General features: G+C 34.4%; 12 protein-coding genes. 8 read left to right on the top strand and 4 right to left on the bottom strand.

Features of this window, described 5'->3' with window-relative positions:
- Nucleotides 1-83 precede the first annotated feature (83 nt).
- The 7 genes from VKY41_RS00130 to VKY41_RS00100 all read left to right on the top strand — a co-directional run bounded on the left by VKY41_RS00130 (nt 84) and on the right by VKY41_RS00100 (nt 10942).
- A complete protein-coding gene (locus tag VKY41_RS00130) occupies nt 84-695 on the top strand; it encodes a TetR/AcrR family transcriptional regulator (RefSeq protein ID WP_500812402.1) in 612 nt (203 codons plus the stop codon).
- A gap of 12 nt (nt 696-707) precedes the next feature.
- On the top strand, nt 708-2051 hold the full coding sequence (locus VKY41_RS00125) for a TolC family protein (protein WP_500812401.1): 1344 nt from the start codon (nt 708-710) through the stop codon (nt 2049-2051).
- A gap of 25 nt (nt 2052-2076) precedes the next feature.
- Nucleotides 2077-3276: an efflux RND transporter periplasmic adaptor subunit gene (locus VKY41_RS00120; protein WP_500812400.1), complete on the top strand. Its 1200-nt coding sequence runs from the start codon at nt 2077-2079 to the stop codon at nt 3274-3276.
- A gap of 12 nt (nt 3277-3288) precedes the next feature.
- Nucleotides 3289-6792, top strand: coding sequence for an efflux RND transporter permease subunit (locus tag VKY41_RS00115; RefSeq protein ID WP_500812399.1), 3504 nt, complete (start codon nt 3289-3291; stop codon nt 6790-6792).
- Nucleotides 6793-6953: 161 nt separating this feature from the next.
- Nucleotides 6954-8708 (top strand): aspartate--tRNA ligase, encoded by a 1755-nt coding sequence (gene aspS, locus VKY41_RS00110; protein WP_500812398.1) that lies wholly within the window; start codon nt 6954-6956, stop codon nt 8706-8708.
- A 183-nt stretch (nt 8709-8891) separates the two neighbouring features.
- The gene (locus VKY41_RS00105; protein WP_500812397.1) at nt 8892-10691 is read left to right on the top strand and encodes a chloride channel protein; all 1800 of its coding nucleotides are present in this window, start codon (nt 8892-8894) and stop codon (nt 10689-10691) included.
- Complete coding sequence (locus tag VKY41_RS00100) at nt 10691-10942, top strand: hypothetical protein (protein ID WP_500812396.1); 252 nt, start codon at nt 10691-10693, stop codon at nt 10940-10942. Before VKY41_RS00105 ends, VKY41_RS00100 begins: the two co-directional genes overlap by 1 nt.
- On the opposite strand, the gene VKY41_RS00095 is transcribed toward VKY41_RS00100, so the two are convergent.
- Together VKY41_RS00095 and VKY41_RS00090 are read right to left on the bottom strand one after the other, a co-directional pair.
- Complete coding sequence (locus tag VKY41_RS00095; protein ID WP_500812395.1) at nt 10939-11388, bottom strand: nucleoside deaminase; 450 nt, start codon at nt 11386-11388, stop codon at nt 10939-10941. The genes VKY41_RS00100 and VKY41_RS00095 overlap by 4 nt on opposite strands.
- A gap of 69 nt (nt 11389-11457) precedes the next feature.
- Nucleotides 11458-14118: a T9SS-dependent M36 family metallopeptidase gene (locus VKY41_RS00090; RefSeq protein ID WP_500812394.1), complete on the bottom strand. Its 2661-nt coding sequence runs from the start codon at nt 14116-14118 to the stop codon at nt 11458-11460.
- 148 nt (nt 14119-14266) lie between these two features.
- Here VKY41_RS00090 and dxs point away from each other — a divergent pair, with 148 nt between their 5' ends.
- A complete protein-coding gene (dxs, locus tag VKY41_RS00085; RefSeq protein ID WP_500812393.1) occupies nt 14267-16057 on the top strand; it encodes a 1-deoxy-D-xylulose-5-phosphate synthase in 1791 nt (596 codons plus the stop codon).
- 18 nt (nt 16058-16075) lie between these two features.
- On the opposite strand, the gene VKY41_RS00080 is transcribed toward dxs, so the two are convergent.
- Nucleotides 16076-16207, bottom strand: coding sequence for a hypothetical protein (locus VKY41_RS00080; protein ID WP_500812392.1), 132 nt, complete (start codon nt 16205-16207; stop codon nt 16076-16078).
- Nucleotides 16208-16299: 92 nt separating this feature from the next.
- Complete coding sequence (gene dgt / locus VKY41_RS00075) at nt 16300-17643, bottom strand: dGTP triphosphohydrolase (RefSeq protein WP_500812391.1); 1344 nt, start codon at nt 17641-17643, stop codon at nt 16300-16302.
- Between the last annotated feature and the right edge of the window lie 68 nt (nt 17644-17711).

Genomic DNA, 17711 nt, shown 5'->3' with positions numbered 1-17711 from the left:
AGTTTTTATAATATTAACAAATCTAAAAACCCTGGAAACTATTTTGGTTTTTAAAGTTTCCTATCGTACATTTGTCCCTCATTATGAGAGACAAAATACTTATTAATTCGGCAGATATGTTTTTAAACTTTGGGTTTAAAAGTGTAACAATGGATGATATTGCCAACAAAATTGGTATTTCTAAAAAAACCATTTACCAACATTTCGAGACAAAAACAAAGTTAGTTGAAGCTACAACTCTATATATGTTTGAGTTTATATCTCATGGCATAGATTGTATTTGTGCTTTAAACAAAAATCCAATTGATGAAATTTTTGAAATCAAAAAATTCACTATTGAGCATTTAAAATATGAGAAATCATCGCCTCAACATCAGCTTCAAAAGTATTATCCAAAGATTTTTTCTAAGTTAAGAGCCAATCAGTTTCACATCATGTTAGACTGCATTGCCAACAATTTATCTCGAGGTATAAAAGAAGGTTATTACAGAGACTCTTTAAACATTGATTTTATTTCAAGGCTATACTTTAACACGATGTTAAGCTTAAAGGATCCTGAAGCATTTCCTATAAAAGATTTTTCATTGAATTCACTTATGGATAATTATCTAGAATACCATATTCGCGGAATTAGCACGGATAAAGGAATTACAAAATTAAATAGCATACTCAACATCAATCAAAATTCATATTAGACTAGTATATTTATGAAAAACGCAACGTTAATCCTTATAAGTTTTATTTACACTTCATTTATGTTTTCGCAAGAAACTATAAATAAGTTTAGCTTACAGGAAGCCATCGATTTTGCTTTGGAAAACAACCGAACAGCTAAAAATGCCGTTCGAAACATTGAAGCCGCAAAAAAGCAAAAATGGGAAACCACAGCCACAGGGTTACCACAAATTAGTGGAAATGTTGATTATACAAATTGGCTAAAAAATCAAGTATCGATGCTTCCTGGAGAATTAGCAGGTGGAGAGCCAGGTACTTTTATTCCCGTTACTTTCAGTCCAAAACAAAGCATGAATGCTACAGCAACTTTAAACCAACTCCTTTTTGATGGCTCGTATATTGTAGGATTACAATCTGCAAAGGTGTATCTGGAAATTTCTCAGAATGCAAAAACAAAAACAGAGTTAGAAGTTCGTAAAGCTGTGATTAATGCTTATGGAAATGTATTATTGGCAGAAGAAAACTTAACTATCGTAAATAGAAACATTGAAGTTCTTCAAAAAAACTTAGATGAAACTACCAAAATTTATGAAAACGGACTAACAGAGGAAGAGAGTGTGGAGCAATTACAAATTACACTCAGTAGTTTGGAAAACCATTTAAACAATGTAGTAAGAAGTAAAAATTTAGCCTACAAAATGTTTAATATAACTCTAGGGATAGATTTACAAGAAAACACGGTATTAACCGATAATCTAGAAACCTTAACCCTTCAAAATATCTCTTTAGAATTACTTAAAACCGATGACCATATTGAAAACAACATCGATTATCAAATAGCAAAAAACCAAGAAGTATCTAAAGAACTTCTACTAAAACTAGAAAAAAGCAGTTTTCTTCCACGCCTTAGTGCTTTTGTTAATGCCGGTTATAACAGTTTTAGCGATAAATTCACCTTTACAAATAACAATCAAGAATGGTATGGCTCGTCGCTTTTAGGAGTTAGTCTATCAATTCCTGTTTTCAGTTCAGGTATGCGAAGTGCAGCTACACAACGTGCACAAATAGATGTAGAAATAGCTAAAGAAGAACTAACAGAAACAGAACAACAATTAAAATTTCAAATAGCAGCCGCCAAAAGCGATTATCAGTTCGCTATTGAAGAATATGAAAACAAACGTCAAAGTTTAAATTTAGCTGAGCGAATTGAACAAAAAAACCAAACAAAGTTTTTTGAAGGTATTGCCTCTAGTTTTGATTTAAGGCAAGCACAAACACAGCTGTACGCCACGCAACAAGAATTTCTACAATCTATGTTTAATGTTATAGCCAAAAAAGCAGAGTTGGAAACCATATTAAACACCATAAACTATTAAGCCAATTAACTATTTTATCACACCCATGAAAAACATAACAATCCTAATCATTTTAGCCTTTATCATCTCGTCTTGTGGCGACAAAAAAGCAAAGTCTTTTGATGCTGTGCTATCTTCAAATGATTTAACCGTATTAAAAGAAAAACGTAACGAAATTGATATCGAACAACAAAAACTAAATGATCAAATTGCGTTACTCAACAAGAAGATAGCAGAATTAGATACTATTAAAAGAATTCCTTTAATAACAACTTTTCAGGCTAAAACAGAGGTTTTTAATCACCAATTAGAAATCCAAGGTAATGTTACAACTAAAAGCTTAATTGTAATTACTCCAGAATACAATGGTATTTTAACCAATGTTTATGTAAAAGAAGGTCAGAAAGTAAAAAAAGGACAACTTTTAGCTAAAATTGACGATGGAGGATTAAGTCAGCAATTAGCACAACTGGAAATTCAAACCAATTTAGCTAAAACTACTTTTGAACGACAAAAACGTTTATGGGATCAAAATATTGGTAGTGAAATTCAATTTCTACAAGCTAAATCTGCTTACGAATCGCAAACAGAAGCTATTAATCAATTAAAAGAGCAAATAGCAAAAACTAACATTACAGCGCCATTTTCTGGAACTATTGACGATATTCTAACTGAACAAGGAAGTGTTGTAATAGCTGGTCAATCGCAAATCCTACGGATAGTAAATCTGGAAAACATGTATATAGAAACGGAAGTTCCAGAAAAATACATTTCAGATATTACCATAGGAAAACATGTGGTGGTAGACTTTCCTATATTAGGAAAAACCATAGAAACAAAAATCCGCCAAGTTGGGGATGTTATCAATCCGGCTAACAGAACTTTCAAAGTTGAAGTTAGTATTCCAAACGAAGACCAATCCATCAAACCAAACTTAACAGCACGCCTTAAAATTAACGATTACACCAACCCGAAAGCCATATTGATTCCTCAGAGTATTATTTCTGAAAATGCCCAAGGCGAACAGTACATTTATACCATTACCAATAAAAATTTAAAGGATGAAGGAGAGGTAAAACGTATAATTATAAAAACCGGCAAAACTCAAGGGGATGACATTGAAGTCCTTGAAGGTATTGAGGACGGTGCTGAAATTGTCCAAGAAGGAGCTAGAAGTGTTAAAGACGGACAAACAGTAAAGGTTATTGAATTGTCTAATGAAACAACAAAAAATTCTAACGACTAAAACTTTCCATAAATGACTAATAAAAAGAAAAAACAAGTCGATAAAGAATTTGGTTTAGCATCGTGGGCCATACACAACAAAACTACCATGTACGTGCTAATTCTAGTGATTTTTTATTTAGGGTTAGCGGCTTTTTTCGACATGCCTCGTGAAAGTTTCCCAGAGGTAAACGAAACCAAAATATATGTCAGTTCCATTTATCCTGGAAATACAGCAGAAGATGTTGAAAAACTAATTACTGATCCTCTCGAGGATGAGCTAAAAACAGTTAGCAACGTAGTTGAAATAACCTCAACATCACAAGAAGATTTTTCCATGATTATTGTGGAATTCGACGAGCATCTTTCGGTAGAACAAGCCAAACAAAAAGTAAAAGATGAAATAGATACCAAAACAGCCGGTGAAGATTGGCCCATGTCTAACGGAGCCAAAGTAAAACCAGATGTATTCGAATTAAGCCTTTCAGAAGAAATGCCTATTTTGAATATTAATATTTCTGGAGATTATACCGTTGAAAAGCTTAAAGAATATGGCGAATACCTTCAAGAAGAAATTGAAGATTTACTAGAAATCAAAAAAGTTGATATTCGTGGTGCTCAAGACAAAGAAGTAGAAGTTGCTGTAGACATATTTAAAATGATGGCTGCCGAAGTAACTTTTAGCGATATAATAAATGCTATTAATAACGGAAACGTAACCATGTCTGCTGGAAACTTAATAGCAAGTGGACAACGACGCACCATTAGAATTTTAGGTGAAATAGAATCTCCCGACGAACTTAAAAACTTTGTTGTAAAAGCTGAAAAAGGTCATGCTATTTATTTAAAAGATGTAGCAACAGTTACTTTTCATGAGCAAGACAAAACCACCTTTGCACGTGAATTTGGCGACCCTGTAGTAATGCTAGACGTTAAAAAACGTGCCGGAAAAAACATGGTAGCAGCAGCCGAACAAACACGCGCCATTGTTCAAAAAGCTGTAGACAATGTGTTTCCTCAAGACTTAAAGGTTACCATAGCCAACGACCAATCCTCAGTTACCATTGGTCAGGTTGATGATTTAGTTAACAACATAATTTTTGGGGTTATTTTAGTAGTAACAGTATTAATGTTCTTTTTAGGATTTAAAAACGCCATTTTTGTTGGTTTTGCTATTCCTATGTCTATGTTCATGTCGCTCATGATTTTAAACCTACTAGGCCATAGTTTAAATACTATGGTACTTTTCGGATTAATTATGGGTCTTGGAATGCTAGTTGACAATGGAATTGTAGTCGTAGAAAATGTCTATCGACTAATGGACGAAGAAGGCATGAGCAGGTTTGATGCTGCAAAATTAGGTATTGGAGAGATTGCCTTTCCTATTATCATATCTACAGCTACAACAGTTGCAGCTTTTATTCCTTTGGGCTTATGGCCAGGTATAATGGGAGAATTTATGATGATCCTACCCATTACTCTATCTATTGTTTTAGGCTCCTCTTTATTCGTTGCTATATTTTTTAACTCGGTTTTAGTATCGCAGTTTATGAATATCGAAGACAAAAACATGCCTTTAAACAAAATTATTAGAACCACTGTTATTATAGCAGTCATAGGAATTTTAATTTTCATTTTTGGAGGAGATTACCGCGCACTTGGATCTTTAATGGTTTTTACAGCCATCATGCTTTGGGTTTATCGCTTATTCTTACGTAAATGGGCTAATAGTTTTCAAACTAAAACATTGGTTAAATTAGAACGCTGGTACGAAGGCCAATTACGTTGGGCTTTATCAGGTTGGAGACCTTATGCCTTAACCATTGGAACTTTCTCCCTATTAATATTTGCTTTTGTTGCTTTCGGAATTTCTTTAAAAACCCAACGTACCAAAGTGGAGTTTTTCCCTGATAACAAACCAAACCAAATTATTGTTTATATAGAATACCCTCAAGGAACTGCCATTGAGAAAACCAATGCCATCACCCAAGAAATAGAGAAAATTGTATATAGTGTAATAGACAACGAACAATATAAAGATGGCGACTATAATTTTATGGTGGAAAGTGCGGTATCACAAGTAGGTGAAGGAGCGGGAAACCCACAAGCAGATAGCGGTTCTTCAGCAGAAATGCCACACAAAGCAAAGATAACAGCTTCCATGCGCGAGTATAAGTTCCGTCGTGGAGAAGACAGTGAGTTATTGCGTCAAAAAGTTCAAGAGTCCTTAGTTGGTATTTTTCCGGGAGTACTTATTTCCGTTGAAAAAGATCAAAACGGGCCTCCAGCGGGTTCACCAATTAATATAGAAATAGAAGGTGACGATTACGACGAACTGATAAACACAGCAGAAAACATGCGTGAATTTATCAATAACAAAAACATTCCAGGTATTGATGAACTTAAAATAGATGTCAACAAGGACAAACCAACCATGAGAGTCATGGTGGATAGAGAAAAAGCTGGAGAATTAGGCATTAGTGCTGCTCAAGTGGGACAACAATTAAGACACTCTATTTTTGGATCTAAAGCGGGTATTTATAAAGAAGGAGGCGACGATTTTGATATTTATGTGCGTTTTAATGAAGAAAACAGATACAATACAAGTGCCCTTTTCAATCAGAACATCACTTTTAGAGATAATTCCGGGCAAATAAAAAGCATACCTCTTTCGGCTGTAACAAAATATGAAAACACTTCAGGTTTTAGTGCCATTAAACATAAAAACACGAGACGTATTGTTACGGTTTATTCAGCCTTATCTCCTGGTTTTATTGATGCTGGCGCTATTATAGCTCAAATTCAAAATGAAATGAAAAGCTATAAAGGACTTCCTGAAAACATAAAAATCGATTATACAGGACAAATTGAAGAACAGAAAAAACAGCAAGATTTTTTAAATGGAGCTTTATTAACTGGTTTAGGCTTAATCTTTTTCATCTTGATATTTCAGTTTAACTCCATTTCCAAACCGGCTATAATTATGTTGGCCATTTTCTTAAGTTTTATTGGTGTATTTGGAGGTATTGTAATTACAGGAAGTTCCTTCGTAATTATGATGACCATGGTTGGTATTATTTCGCTAGCAGGAATTGTAGTAAATAATGGTGTGGTTTTACTCGATTATGCCCAATTACTTATTGATCGTAAAAAGCAACAACTAGATATAGAAGAACATGTATATTTAGATAAGGATGATTTATTTGAATGTATCGTTCGAGCTGGTAGAGCACGTTTACGACCTGTACTTTTAACAGCTATTACAACCATTCTTGGACTAATTCCGTTAGCAATTGGTTTAAACATTAATTTCTTTACCTTCTTTAAAGAGTTTGATGCTAACATTTATATGGGAGGAGATAACGTGGTTTTTTGGGGTCCATTAGCCTGGACAGTTATTTACGGATTATTAGTAGCAACATTTTTAACATTAATAATCGTTCCTGTATTGTTTTTCCTTATCACCAAATTTAAAATGTGGTTACTTAAAAAAGTTAAAAAAGAACCTGTAATTGAAGCTCTTGAAAAAAGTCATTAATTTCTTTATCAATTAAAATTACGCTCCTCTTGAGCATTAATTAATAGCCAAAAAAGCCTCGACAAATGTTGGGGCTTTTTTATTTGATAATCGGTTAACTTCCTTAAATTTGCAACCTATTTAATAACTTGGACAAACAGCCAAGTTCAAATTTTAAATTTATGTATAGAAGTCATACTTGTGGTGAATTAAGAGCATCACATATCAATAACGAAGTTACACTTTCTGGTTGGGTACAAAAATCTCGTGACAAAGGGTTTATTGTTTGGGTTGATTTACGCGACCGCTATGGAATTACTCAATTGGTTTTTGATGAAGAACGTACACCTAAAGCTATGATGGAACAAGCACAAAAGCTAGGTCGAGAGTTTGTGATTCAAGTTACCGGAACTGTTATTGAGCGTGCTTCTAAAAACCCAAATATCGCAACAGGAGAGATTGAAATATTGGTTTCTAAAATGACCGTTTTAAATGAATCTTTACTACCTCCTTTTACTATTGAAGACAAAACCGATGGTGGAGAAGATATTAGAATGAAATATCGCTACCTAGATATTAGAAGAAATCCTGTAAAAAACAGTCTGATTTTCCGTCATAAAGTTGCTCAAGAGGTAAGAAACTATTTATCTAAAGAAGGTTTTATTGAAGTTGAAACTCCATATTTAATTAAATCTACTCCAGAAGGCGCTAGAGATTTTGTTGTTCCAAGCAGAATGAACGAAGGTCAATTTTATGCACTTCCTCAGAGTCCGCAAACCTTTAAACAATTATTAATGGTTGGTGGAATGGATAAATACTTCCAAATAGTAAAATGTTTTAGAGACGAAGATTTACGTGCTGACAGACAACCTGAATTTACGCAAATTGACTGCGAAATGGCTTTTGTTGAGCAAGAAGATATTTTAAATGCCTTTGAAGGACTTACTAGACATCTGTTAAAAGAAGTAAATGGTGTTGACGTAAAAGAATTTCCTCGTATGCTGTATGATGACGCTATGCGTTTATACGGAAACGACAAACCAGATATTCGATTTGGTATGGAATTTGGCGAACTGAATGAAGTTGCACAACATAAAGATTTCAGCGTATTTAATGATGCTGAATTGGTTGTTGGTATTGCTGTTCCAGGAGGAAATGCTTACACCAGAAAAGAAATAGACAAATTGATTGACTGGGTAAAACGCCCTCAAATTGGTGCCTTAGGAATGGTGTATTCTCGTTGTAATGAGGATGGCACATTTAAATCATCAGTTGATAAGTTTTTCGACCAAGAAGATTTAGCTAGATGGGCTGAAAAAACTGGCGCTAAACCAGGCGATTTAGTTTGTGTTCTTTCAGGAGAAAAAAATAAAGTACGTGCACAATTAAGTGCTTTACGTATGGAACTTGCAGAACAACTTGGTTTACGTAAACCAAACGAATTTGCACCACTTTGGGTTATAGACTTCCCTCTTTTAGAATGGGATGAAGAAACTGAACGTTACCATGCTATGCACCATCCATTTACTGCACCTAAACCTGGACAATTAGAATTATTAGCTACAAACCCAGGAGACGTAAAAGCAAATGCCTATGATTTGGTACTGAATGGAAACGAAATAGGTGGTGGTTCTATTCGTATTCACGATAGAAAAACACAAGCTAAAATGTTCGATTATTTAGGATTTACTGACGAAGAAGCTCAAGCACAATTTGGGTTCCTAATGAATGCCTTTGAATATGGCGCACCTCCACATGGTGGTTTAGCTTTTGGACTAGATAGATTGGTAGCTATCCTTGGAGGCCAAGAAACTATTAGAGATTTCATTGCCTTCCCAAAAAACAATTCTGGACGAGATGTCATGATTGATGCTCCTGCTCCTTTAGACAATAAACAACTAGAAGAGCTAAGTTTAAAACTCAACTTAAAGTCTTAATATATTAAATCTTGTCCCGATAGCTATCGGGACATATTTTTTAGTAGTTTTAGATAATGAGAAAGAAAATTGTTAAAGTTATCTTGTACCTAGCAGTAATCCTAACAGTTATTTTGTTTGGACTATACACCTATGCCTATTTTGTAATGAATAGTTAATTGATTTAAAAACACCGAATTTTAAATGAATTTGAAATATGTAATTAAACAATTTACACTTTGGAGATATAAACACATCTCACAAAAGAACTTTGTTTTAATATTAAGCATATTTGTAGGTTTATCTACTGGAATAGCTGCGTTGACATTAAAGAACATCACCTTTTCCATTCAGTCATTCTTAAAGAAAGGAATTGTTTTTTCTGAAAATCAGCTGTATTTTATTTTGCCTTTTATAGGCTTGTTTTTTGTTTTTATTATTAAAAAATATCTGTTTACGAAGGAAATGTCACCTTCCGTACCTCCATTTATAAAACGTGCGGTTCCTTCAATTTTATATTCTCTTTTAAGGCAAAAAGGTTTATTATCCTACAAACTTATTTATCATCCTATTATCCTAGCACCTTTAACTGTTGGGTTTGGTGGTTCTGTTGGATTATTAGGCCCAGCAATGACTTCTGGTTCTTCCATAAGTTCCAATTTAAGTAGGTTATTGCGAATTGACAAGAAAACTAGAACCTTACTAATTGCTTGTGCAGCAGCTGGAGCAATAGCCTCCATGTTTAAATCGCCAATTGCAGCCATTGTTTTTGCTGTTGAGGTATTTAGCTTAGACTTAACCTTTGCATCCTTATTACCGCTACTAATAGCGTCTATTTCATCTGTATTAACCTCTTACTTCTTTTTGGGAGACGAAGTGCTTTTCGATTTCACCATAACAGATAAATTCACAATTAGAGATACTGTTTTTTACATTATTTTAGGGCTTGGCACAGGAATGGCTTCCATATATTTCACTAAAATATATTTTTCGGTCTACTCCTTCTTCGATAGATTCAAATCTAAATTTACCAAGCTTTTGGTAGGTGGTTTTGCCATTGGAGTTATGCTGTATTTTATCCCACCACTTTATGGGGAAGGTTTAAGTTTTACAAAAGATCTTTTTGAAGGCAACTATTTAAGTGCTTTGGGCACTAATTTATTCGATAAACACCTTGATAATATTTGGGTAGTAATTGTACTATTAATAGGATTTACTGTTTTTAAAGCAATAGCAATGACTACTACTTTCGCCGCTGGAGGAGTTGGTGGTGTAATTGTACCAACCATGGTAATGGGAAGTGCATTAGGAAATGTAGTTGCTAAAATAATAAACAACATTGGTCTTGGTCATCAAGTATCGGAAGCTAATTTTACTTTAGTCGGGATGGCCGGATTAATTGCAGGAGTAATCCATGCTCCTTTAACCGCCATATTTTTAATTGCCGAAATTACTGGTGGTTACGAATTGTTTTTACCACTTATGATTACGGTAGCTATTTCCTATTTAATTACTAAAAACTACATGGAATACACCATTTACACCAAGGAATTAGCTGAAAGAGGAGATTTATTGACTCACGATAGAGACCAAAATGTTTTAACCACAATGAAATTGGACAGTGTGATTGAAAAAGACTTCATCTCGCTTAATCCAGACATGTCTCTGGGAGATATGCTTTACAAAGGTGTGTCTAAATCCAATAGAAACTTATTTCCCGTGGTAGATGAAGATAATCTTTTGGTTGGTATTATTCTTTTAGATGACATTAGAGGCATCATGTTTGATCAATCCTTATACGACTCGACAACAGTTGAAACCTTTATGCAAATACCTCCTGGTTATATAAACTACGACAAGGATAACATGACTCAAGTAATGCAGAAGTTTCAAGATACAAATGCCTGGAATTTACCTGTAATTAAAAATGGAAAGTATCTTGGTTTCGTTTCAAAATCGAAATTATTAACAGCGTATAGACACGAATTACTTAACTTTACATAATGAAACCCACTCTACTTAAATATATCACATTTTTTTGTTTTATCCTTTCAGCAACCAGTATTGTTTTAGGGTATGTTCTAGAAGAAACTTACTCTCAAAAGCTAATTGGTTTTGGAGTTGTTGGATTGTTTATTATTGTATTTCCTTTATTTTCATATTACAGATGGAAAGATAGAAACCTAAAAGACTATATGATTACGAAGGAGAGTTTAGAGAAAATGCGAGAATATAAACAACAAAAAGATACTTAGTTTAAATTCCGTTTTTCTATAAAAAATCGTTTCATGAGCTCGCTAGCTTCTTCAGCCAAAACTCCTCCTACCATTACGGTTTTTGGATGCAACTTGGTTTTTAAGGCTATACAGCCTCTTTCTTCATCTCTAGCACCATATACTATTTTACTTATTTGGCTCCAATACAAAGCTCCTGCACACATTTGACAAGGCTCTAGTGTAACATAAAGGGTACAATTATTAAGATATTTACCGCCTAAAAAATTAGAGGCAGCTGTAATGGCTTGCATCTCGGCATGAGCAGTTACATCAGTTAAAAGCTCGGTTAAATTATGCGATCTCGCAATAATTCTGTTATCTATAACTATAACGGCTCCAACTGGGATTTCGCCTTTCTCGAAAGCAGCTTCTGCTTCCTGTAAGGCCTTTTTCATAAAATAAGTGTCGTTCAACAAATTTTCCATACATGTAAAAATAAAAAAAGACAGCTATAGTATTATAGCTGTCTTTAATTTATCAATTTAAAAAATCAATTAGTTCTTAATAACCTTGTGGTTTGCACTAAATGACTCTCCGTTTATAGTAAGAATATAAATTCCAGATTGTAATGTATTGATATCTAATTCAACTTGGTTGAATAACTCTACATCTTTAGAAAGCACTTGTCTTCCATTAATATCAGTTAAAGTAAGAGTTACTTTTCCGTAGTTTTTCGTGGTTTTAATAAACAAACGACCATTGGTTGGGTTTGGATATACTTTATAACTACTTGAGTTAAATTCCTCAACACTAATAACTGTACAGTTAGCTAAACTAGGATCTGTATCTGGAAGTGTTGTAAAATCCTCAATTTGGTCTGTCATATTATAAGATGTTCCTTGGCTAGCATTTGCACCAACACCCCTTCTAGCAAACACTTCCCAAATTAAACATTGGTCTTCTCCACCAGTTAATAATCTATCCGCTTCTAAAATTCCATCTCTTCCGTCTACAAATCCAGGAAAACATCCCTGTAACTTTATACCATCGAGAACAACTTGCATAACTTTATTGTTACCACCTGTACCGTTATATAAATCTGGATCAAACCCATATTTTTCAACATAAGCCCAGGTTAAGTCCCATAACATAGTAGCCCAAACAAAGCCAACCCCGTGAGGACTAACAACGTTTTGAGTATCATTTGTGTCTCCATAAGTATAGTCGTTAATGGCAAAATCTGTACTATAAGGAGCTAATCGAATTCCTATTCCATTAGTAGGCTGACCAACAGCATAAGTACCAATTCCTCTAGGAGTTTCTGGTTGATCTCCTGGTTTCATAGTTAACATTAAACCAAACCAATCTGACCATCCTTCACCCATTTGTTCTTTATTCGTTAGACCTCCAAGACAGTTCTGATTAGGACCTCCTGTTAACCTTGTAGAGATTCCATGTCCATATTCGTGGGCTACAATTCCATTATCGAAGCTACCATCTAACATATAAGAGCCTGTTCCTTTTAAGGTAACATTTACAGTTTCAGTTTGCATAGCATTAATTATAGCCTGACCATTAGAGTAATTTGTAAATACAGAAGGAATTGTAAATGGAGGGTTTGGATCACCTCCCATAATTACCCATTCCGTATAAGCAGGATCATTAGTTGGATTGTTATGGTTCACTACAATAACAGCTATTGCCCCTGCATTTTGTGCGTTTTGAATTTTATCAACAAAAGCACAGGTTCCTCTCATTACGACTGCAATTTTACCAGTAAGGTCAGCAATAGCACCACAACCTTCCGCTGGTGTAGCAGAGCCATCGTTAACTAATACTAAATCTCCAGTAACAGGGGTTTCTCCAATACCAGTAATCCCTTCTCCAGGATTAACAGCACCATACCCTCCAGCTATAGAAGTATTATTTACTGTGATTAATTCTTGGATACCTCCTGGGGCAGACCATAAATACATTTGCATTCTAGGGACTCCACCATCAACTGGAGTTGCAAAGTTAGCATTATCTGTTCCACCGCCATCATGAGCTTCAGCTCTCACAGCATCACCACCTAATCCGCCATTTCCATAGTTATTCTGTTGGAAGTTTCCAGCAGCCTCATCAAAACCATAACGGTACCAAACATCATGCATTATATTACTAACATAAAATAAATTAGTAACAGAAACATCTAGGTATCCTGAAGGCTCTTGATTTATATTTAATTCGAAATCGAAATTTAAACTAGCTCCTCCCTCTGGCGAATAGCCTGGTTGGTTTGTATTGGCTGAATCATCGTAAGCATATACATTATTTCCTCTAGTAAAGGTGTATTCTGCGCCAGCAACTCCATTCGTATCATGCCATCCATATGGTGAAGCTACATCATCTGCAGGAGAAGTCAATAAAGTTCTACCTCCAAAACTTGGAGCTTCAACTGGAAATGCAAATACATTGTATTGAGATCCGTCAGCCACAAAAGAATTTGCTCTAAATAAAGTAAAATCTTCTTTGGTATTGGTGTTTGTATGGAACGTATGATTCGAGTGATTTCCATCACCAAAATTACAAGATACAACCCAATCATTAGTGTCAATTATTTGTCCTGTAACTGCATCCACACGTACACTCCACCAGTTTTTACCACTAAGAGTATCGATGCTTAAATCCCAAGCTAGTCTTAAAGTTCCATGCTCCTCTGAGTAAGAATAAACTAACTTCACAGGGATATTGGTTTGAGATACATTTCCTCCATTATAAACAAACGCGTTGCCCTTAGCTGAAATTAGCTCTAAACCTTGCACACCTCCTAGACCTAACTGGGAAGCTGCGTTTTCTAATGCGCTTTGTGCATCAATTTGAGGGGTTATTGTATTTACTTTACTACTAATATTACTAACAAAACCATTCGCATAATATTGAACAGCATTGTCTCTTACTGCAATACTAGAAACGGCATTGAAAATATCAATTCCTTGGTAACGTTGAATTACGTATACATGATTGACTTTTGTACTTTTAGAAAAGTACTCACTTGAAACAAACAAATCCTGAATATCTTTATCTGTCAGGTCGTAGGCTTTTTGGTTTTTGATTAAATACGCTTCGATAATGCTGCCAAATTCTGAATTACTAAGGTTATGCTGAGCAAAACCTACAAATCCAAAAAACAACATACCTAAAACTAATAATCTTTGGAGGTAATTTTTTTTCATTTTATCTTGAAATTTTTTAATATGAGTTTGACAAATATAGCACCCATCTTTTTATTATTATAATATAATCATAAAAATTCTTTAAAAGACGGCATAAAGACATTAAATTAACAGTTAATTTAATAATTTTACGCGATATTTCCTACCCATGACAACAGGCTTATTAAATTCTATTGAATGTCCAGAAGATTTACGCCAACTTCAACAAGAACAACTTCCAAAGTTAGCTAAAGAATTAAGACGTTTTATTATTGACATTGTTGCAACTAAAGAAGGACATTTAGGTGCTAGTTTAGGCGTTGTAGAATTAACCATTGCTCTGCATTATGTGTTTAACACTCCCACAGATTTATTAGTTTGGGACGTTGGTCATCAAGCCTATGGGCATAAAATATTAACTGGAAGGAAAAACAACTTTCATACCAACAGACAATTAAATGGAGTAAGCGGGTTTCCTAAAAGAGACGAAAGCATTTATGACACTTTTGGAGTTGGGCACTCCTCCACTTCAATTTCTGCCGCCTTAGGGATGGCTCTTGCATCACAACTTCAAGGCAATTTAAACAAACAACATGTAGCTATCATTGGAGATGCTTCTATTGCAAGCGGAATGGCTTTTGAAGGTTTAAATCATGCTGGGGTAACAGAGGCCAATTTGTTAGTTATTTTAAATGATAATGCTATAGGTATTGATCCATCGGTTGGTGCTCTAAAACAATATTTAACTAATGTAAAAAAGGGTACGGAAAAACAAGATAATATTTTTGAAGCCCTTAATTTCAATTATTCCGGACCTATTGATGGTCATGATATTTTTAAACTAATAACTGAATTAGAACGACTTAAGACCGTAAAAGGCCCTAAATTCCTACATGTTATTACAAAAAAAGGGAAAGGCTTAAAACAAGCTGAAGATAATCAAGTTACTTACCATGCTCCAGGAAAATTTGATGCCATTACGGGAGAATTAGTTTTAAAAAGCGATTTAAAACAAGCACCTAAATACCAAGATGTTTTTGGCTTTACCATGGTTGAGTTGGCCAAAAGCAATCCGAAAATTATCGGCATTACTCCAGCCATGCCAACCGGAAGTTCCCTAAAATACATGATGCAGGAATTTCCTGAACGAGCTATCGATGTGGGAATTGCCGAACAACATGCCGTTACACTTTCGGCAGGAATGGCAACACAAGGTTTAATTCCATTTTGCAATATATATTCCACCTTTTTACAACGTGCCTACGACCAAGTAATCCACGATGTTGCTATACAAAGTTTGCCCGTAGTATTTTGTTTAGATCGCGCTGGTTTAGTAGGACAAGATGGTGCCACGCATCATGGCATATTTGATTTGGCCTATTTACGCTGCATTCCAAACCTAATTATTTTTGCACCTAGCAACGAAATAGAACTTAGAAACATACTTTATACTGCCCAACTTGGAAAGTTAAAGCAACCCCTTGCCATTAGATATCCTAGAGGAAGAGGAATTACCTTGGACTGGCAAAAGAAATTCAAAGAAATTAAAATAGGGAAAGCTAACACTTTAAGAAAAGGAAAAAGTGTAGCTGTTTTAAGCATTGGCACAATTTCTAGGAATTGTACTGAAGCTATAGGATTATTAAATCAAGAAAATGTTGTTTCGCACTACGACATGCGTTTTGTAAAACCCTTAGACAAAGAGTTGCTTCACCGCATTTGTGGCAGTTACAAAATAATTATAACCGTTGAAGATGGCTGTATAAAAGGCGGGGTTGGTTCAGCTATTTTAGAATTTGCAGCACAACACAACTATAAAAACACTTTTAAAATATTGGGAGTTCCTGATGAATTCATTGAACATGGAACAACCGAAGAGTTACAACAAGTGTGTGGAATAGATAGTACGTCTATATCTAAAACAATATCCGATTTTTTAGAGTCAACCAACTTTTTTTAAAGATTTACCTTAAAAAAACTAATCCATATCGGCGTAATATTCTTGCTTATTAACTTCATTTGCTCCGGTATCATTCAATTCATTTAACGCCAACACAGTGGCAAAAACAACAAATAGGATTACTAACGCTCCTAGGAGATTTTTCTTCATTTTAGGTAAATTTGGGGTATTAAAAAATAAAAATAGATTATTAATCTTTTTTACGCAAGAAATCTTTTAGAAAAAATAGCATTCGCATTTAATTACAAAGCTATACCCTTAATTTTCTTATATTTTAGAATGGCCTGACTGTCCGATAGCAAAGACACATAATTACACACACTTAAAAGATTGTCGTATGTAGTACCATCTTCATTGAAATAAAGATCAGGGATACTTTTAAGAATCAGTAAGTCGTAATTTGAGGCATTTCCTTCTATTTTATTTATCACAGCCTTTGTATAAACATTTAAAAGTGTACTTATAACCTCAAAACCAATTATTTCCTTATCTATAACTTCTTGCGACTGATACACCTTCTTTACACTTATGTTAATAATGTCGTTAATTTGAGCTTCATATTGGCTTTTATCTAACAAACCTGTAGAAAAGCTACCATCTAATATAGCTTCTTCATTAGTTAGGAACACATTTACTGCTTCATTAACTAGTGTATTTATAGCTAAAGCTCTCAAATAACTTATACGATCTTGGGTGTTAGAAAGAAGATGATATTTTTCAGAAATAATGGTGTGTTTAACAAGATTTATTAAATACTCTAAGGCATATTCCTCTTGTATAAGCCCTAAATTAATTCCGTCTTCAAAATCAATTATGGTATAGCAAATATCGTCTGCGGCTTCCACTAAATAGGTTAAAGGATGCCTTGAAAAGCTTAAATCTCCAGCAGCTCCTTTTTTTAGTAAGCCTAATTCATTGGCAACATCAACAAACAAATCTTTTTCACTTTGAAAAAACCCATATTTCTTATCTGAAATATGATTGGTTGGCTTTTTAGGTAAAGATTCTTTTGGATATTTAGTAAAAGCTCCTAGTGTAGCATAACTTAATCGCAAGCCTCCTTCTCTCCCAACTCTGTTTTGGGTAACAATTTTAAAACCATTCGCATTTCCTTCAAAATCACATAAATCTTGATACTCCTTTTCAGTTAATTGGTTTTTATATTGCTTTCCGGTTCCAGATATAAAAAACTCGCCTATGGCCTTTTCTCCTGAATGTCCAAATGGTGGGTTTCCAATATCGTGCGCTAAAGCTGCGGCGGCTACAATGGCTCCGAAATCGTTTGGCTGATAACCATGAATGGTTTGTAAATGGGGATATTTCTCAATTAATTTAGCTCCCACTTTTCTTCCCAAAGTTCTACCAACAACACTAACTTCTAAACTATGTGTTAATCTGGTATGTACAAAATCTGTTTGAGATAAGGGAATAACTTGAGTTTTATCTTGAAGACTTCTAAATTCAGATGAAAATATAATTCTATCATAATCAACCTCGAATCCTAATCTAGTTTCATCCTGTTCTTTTCTTAACCGTTTATTTGTATCTCCATATCGTTTTAAGGAGAGTAATTGTTCCCAATTCATAACTACTATTTATCTGCTGCAAGATACATTTTTTCGTCTTTTATATCTGCATTTAACAAATCATATAT

The sequence above is a fragment of the Xanthomarina sp. genome (assembly GCF_035306605.1).
GTDB lineage: Bacteria > Bacteroidota > Bacteroidia > Flavobacteriales > Flavobacteriaceae > Xanthomarina.
The sequence above is the reverse complement of the archived record's forward strand: the minus strand, read 5'-3'. Positions and strand labels throughout refer to the sequence as shown.

Bases quoted from the DNA above. Each gene is read 5' to 3' on its own strand.
- VKY41_RS00130 (WP_500812402.1), top strand. From the start codon at position 84: ATGAGAGACAAAATACTTATTAATTCGGCAGATATGTTTTTAAACTTT.
- VKY41_RS00125 (WP_500812401.1), top strand. From the start codon at position 708: ATGAAAAACGCAACGTTAATCCTTATAAGTTTTATTTACACTTCATTT.
- VKY41_RS00120 (WP_500812400.1), top strand. From the start codon at position 2,077: ATGAAAAACATAACAATCCTAATCATTTTAGCCTTTATCATCTCGTCT.
- VKY41_RS00115 (WP_500812399.1), top strand. From the start codon at position 3,289: ATGACTAATAAAAAGAAAAAACAAGTCGATAAAGAATTTGGTTTAGCA.
- aspS (WP_500812398.1), top strand. From the start codon at position 6,954: ATGTATAGAAGTCATACTTGTGGTGAATTAAGAGCATCACATATCAAT.
- VKY41_RS00105 (WP_500812397.1), top strand. From the start codon at position 8,892: ATGAATTTGAAATATGTAATTAAACAATTTACACTTTGGAGATATAAA.
- VKY41_RS00100 (WP_500812396.1), top strand. From the start codon at position 10,691: ATGAAACCCACTCTACTTAAATATATCACATTTTTTTGTTTTATCCTT.
- VKY41_RS00095 (WP_500812395.1), bottom strand. From the start codon at position 11,388: ATGGAAAATTTGTTGAACGACACTTATTTTATGAAAAAGGCCTTACAG.
- VKY41_RS00090 (WP_500812394.1), bottom strand. From the start codon at position 14,118: ATGAAAAAAAATTACCTCCAAAGATTATTAGTTTTAGGTATGTTGTTT.
- dxs (WP_500812393.1), top strand. From the start codon at position 14,267: ATGACAACAGGCTTATTAAATTCTATTGAATGTCCAGAAGATTTACGC.
- VKY41_RS00080 (WP_500812392.1), bottom strand. From the start codon at position 16,207: ATGAAGAAAAATCTCCTAGGAGCGTTAGTAATCCTATTTGTTGTTTTT.
- dgt (WP_500812391.1), bottom strand. From the start codon at position 17,643: ATGAATTGGGAACAATTACTCTCCTTAAAACGATATGGAGATACAAAT.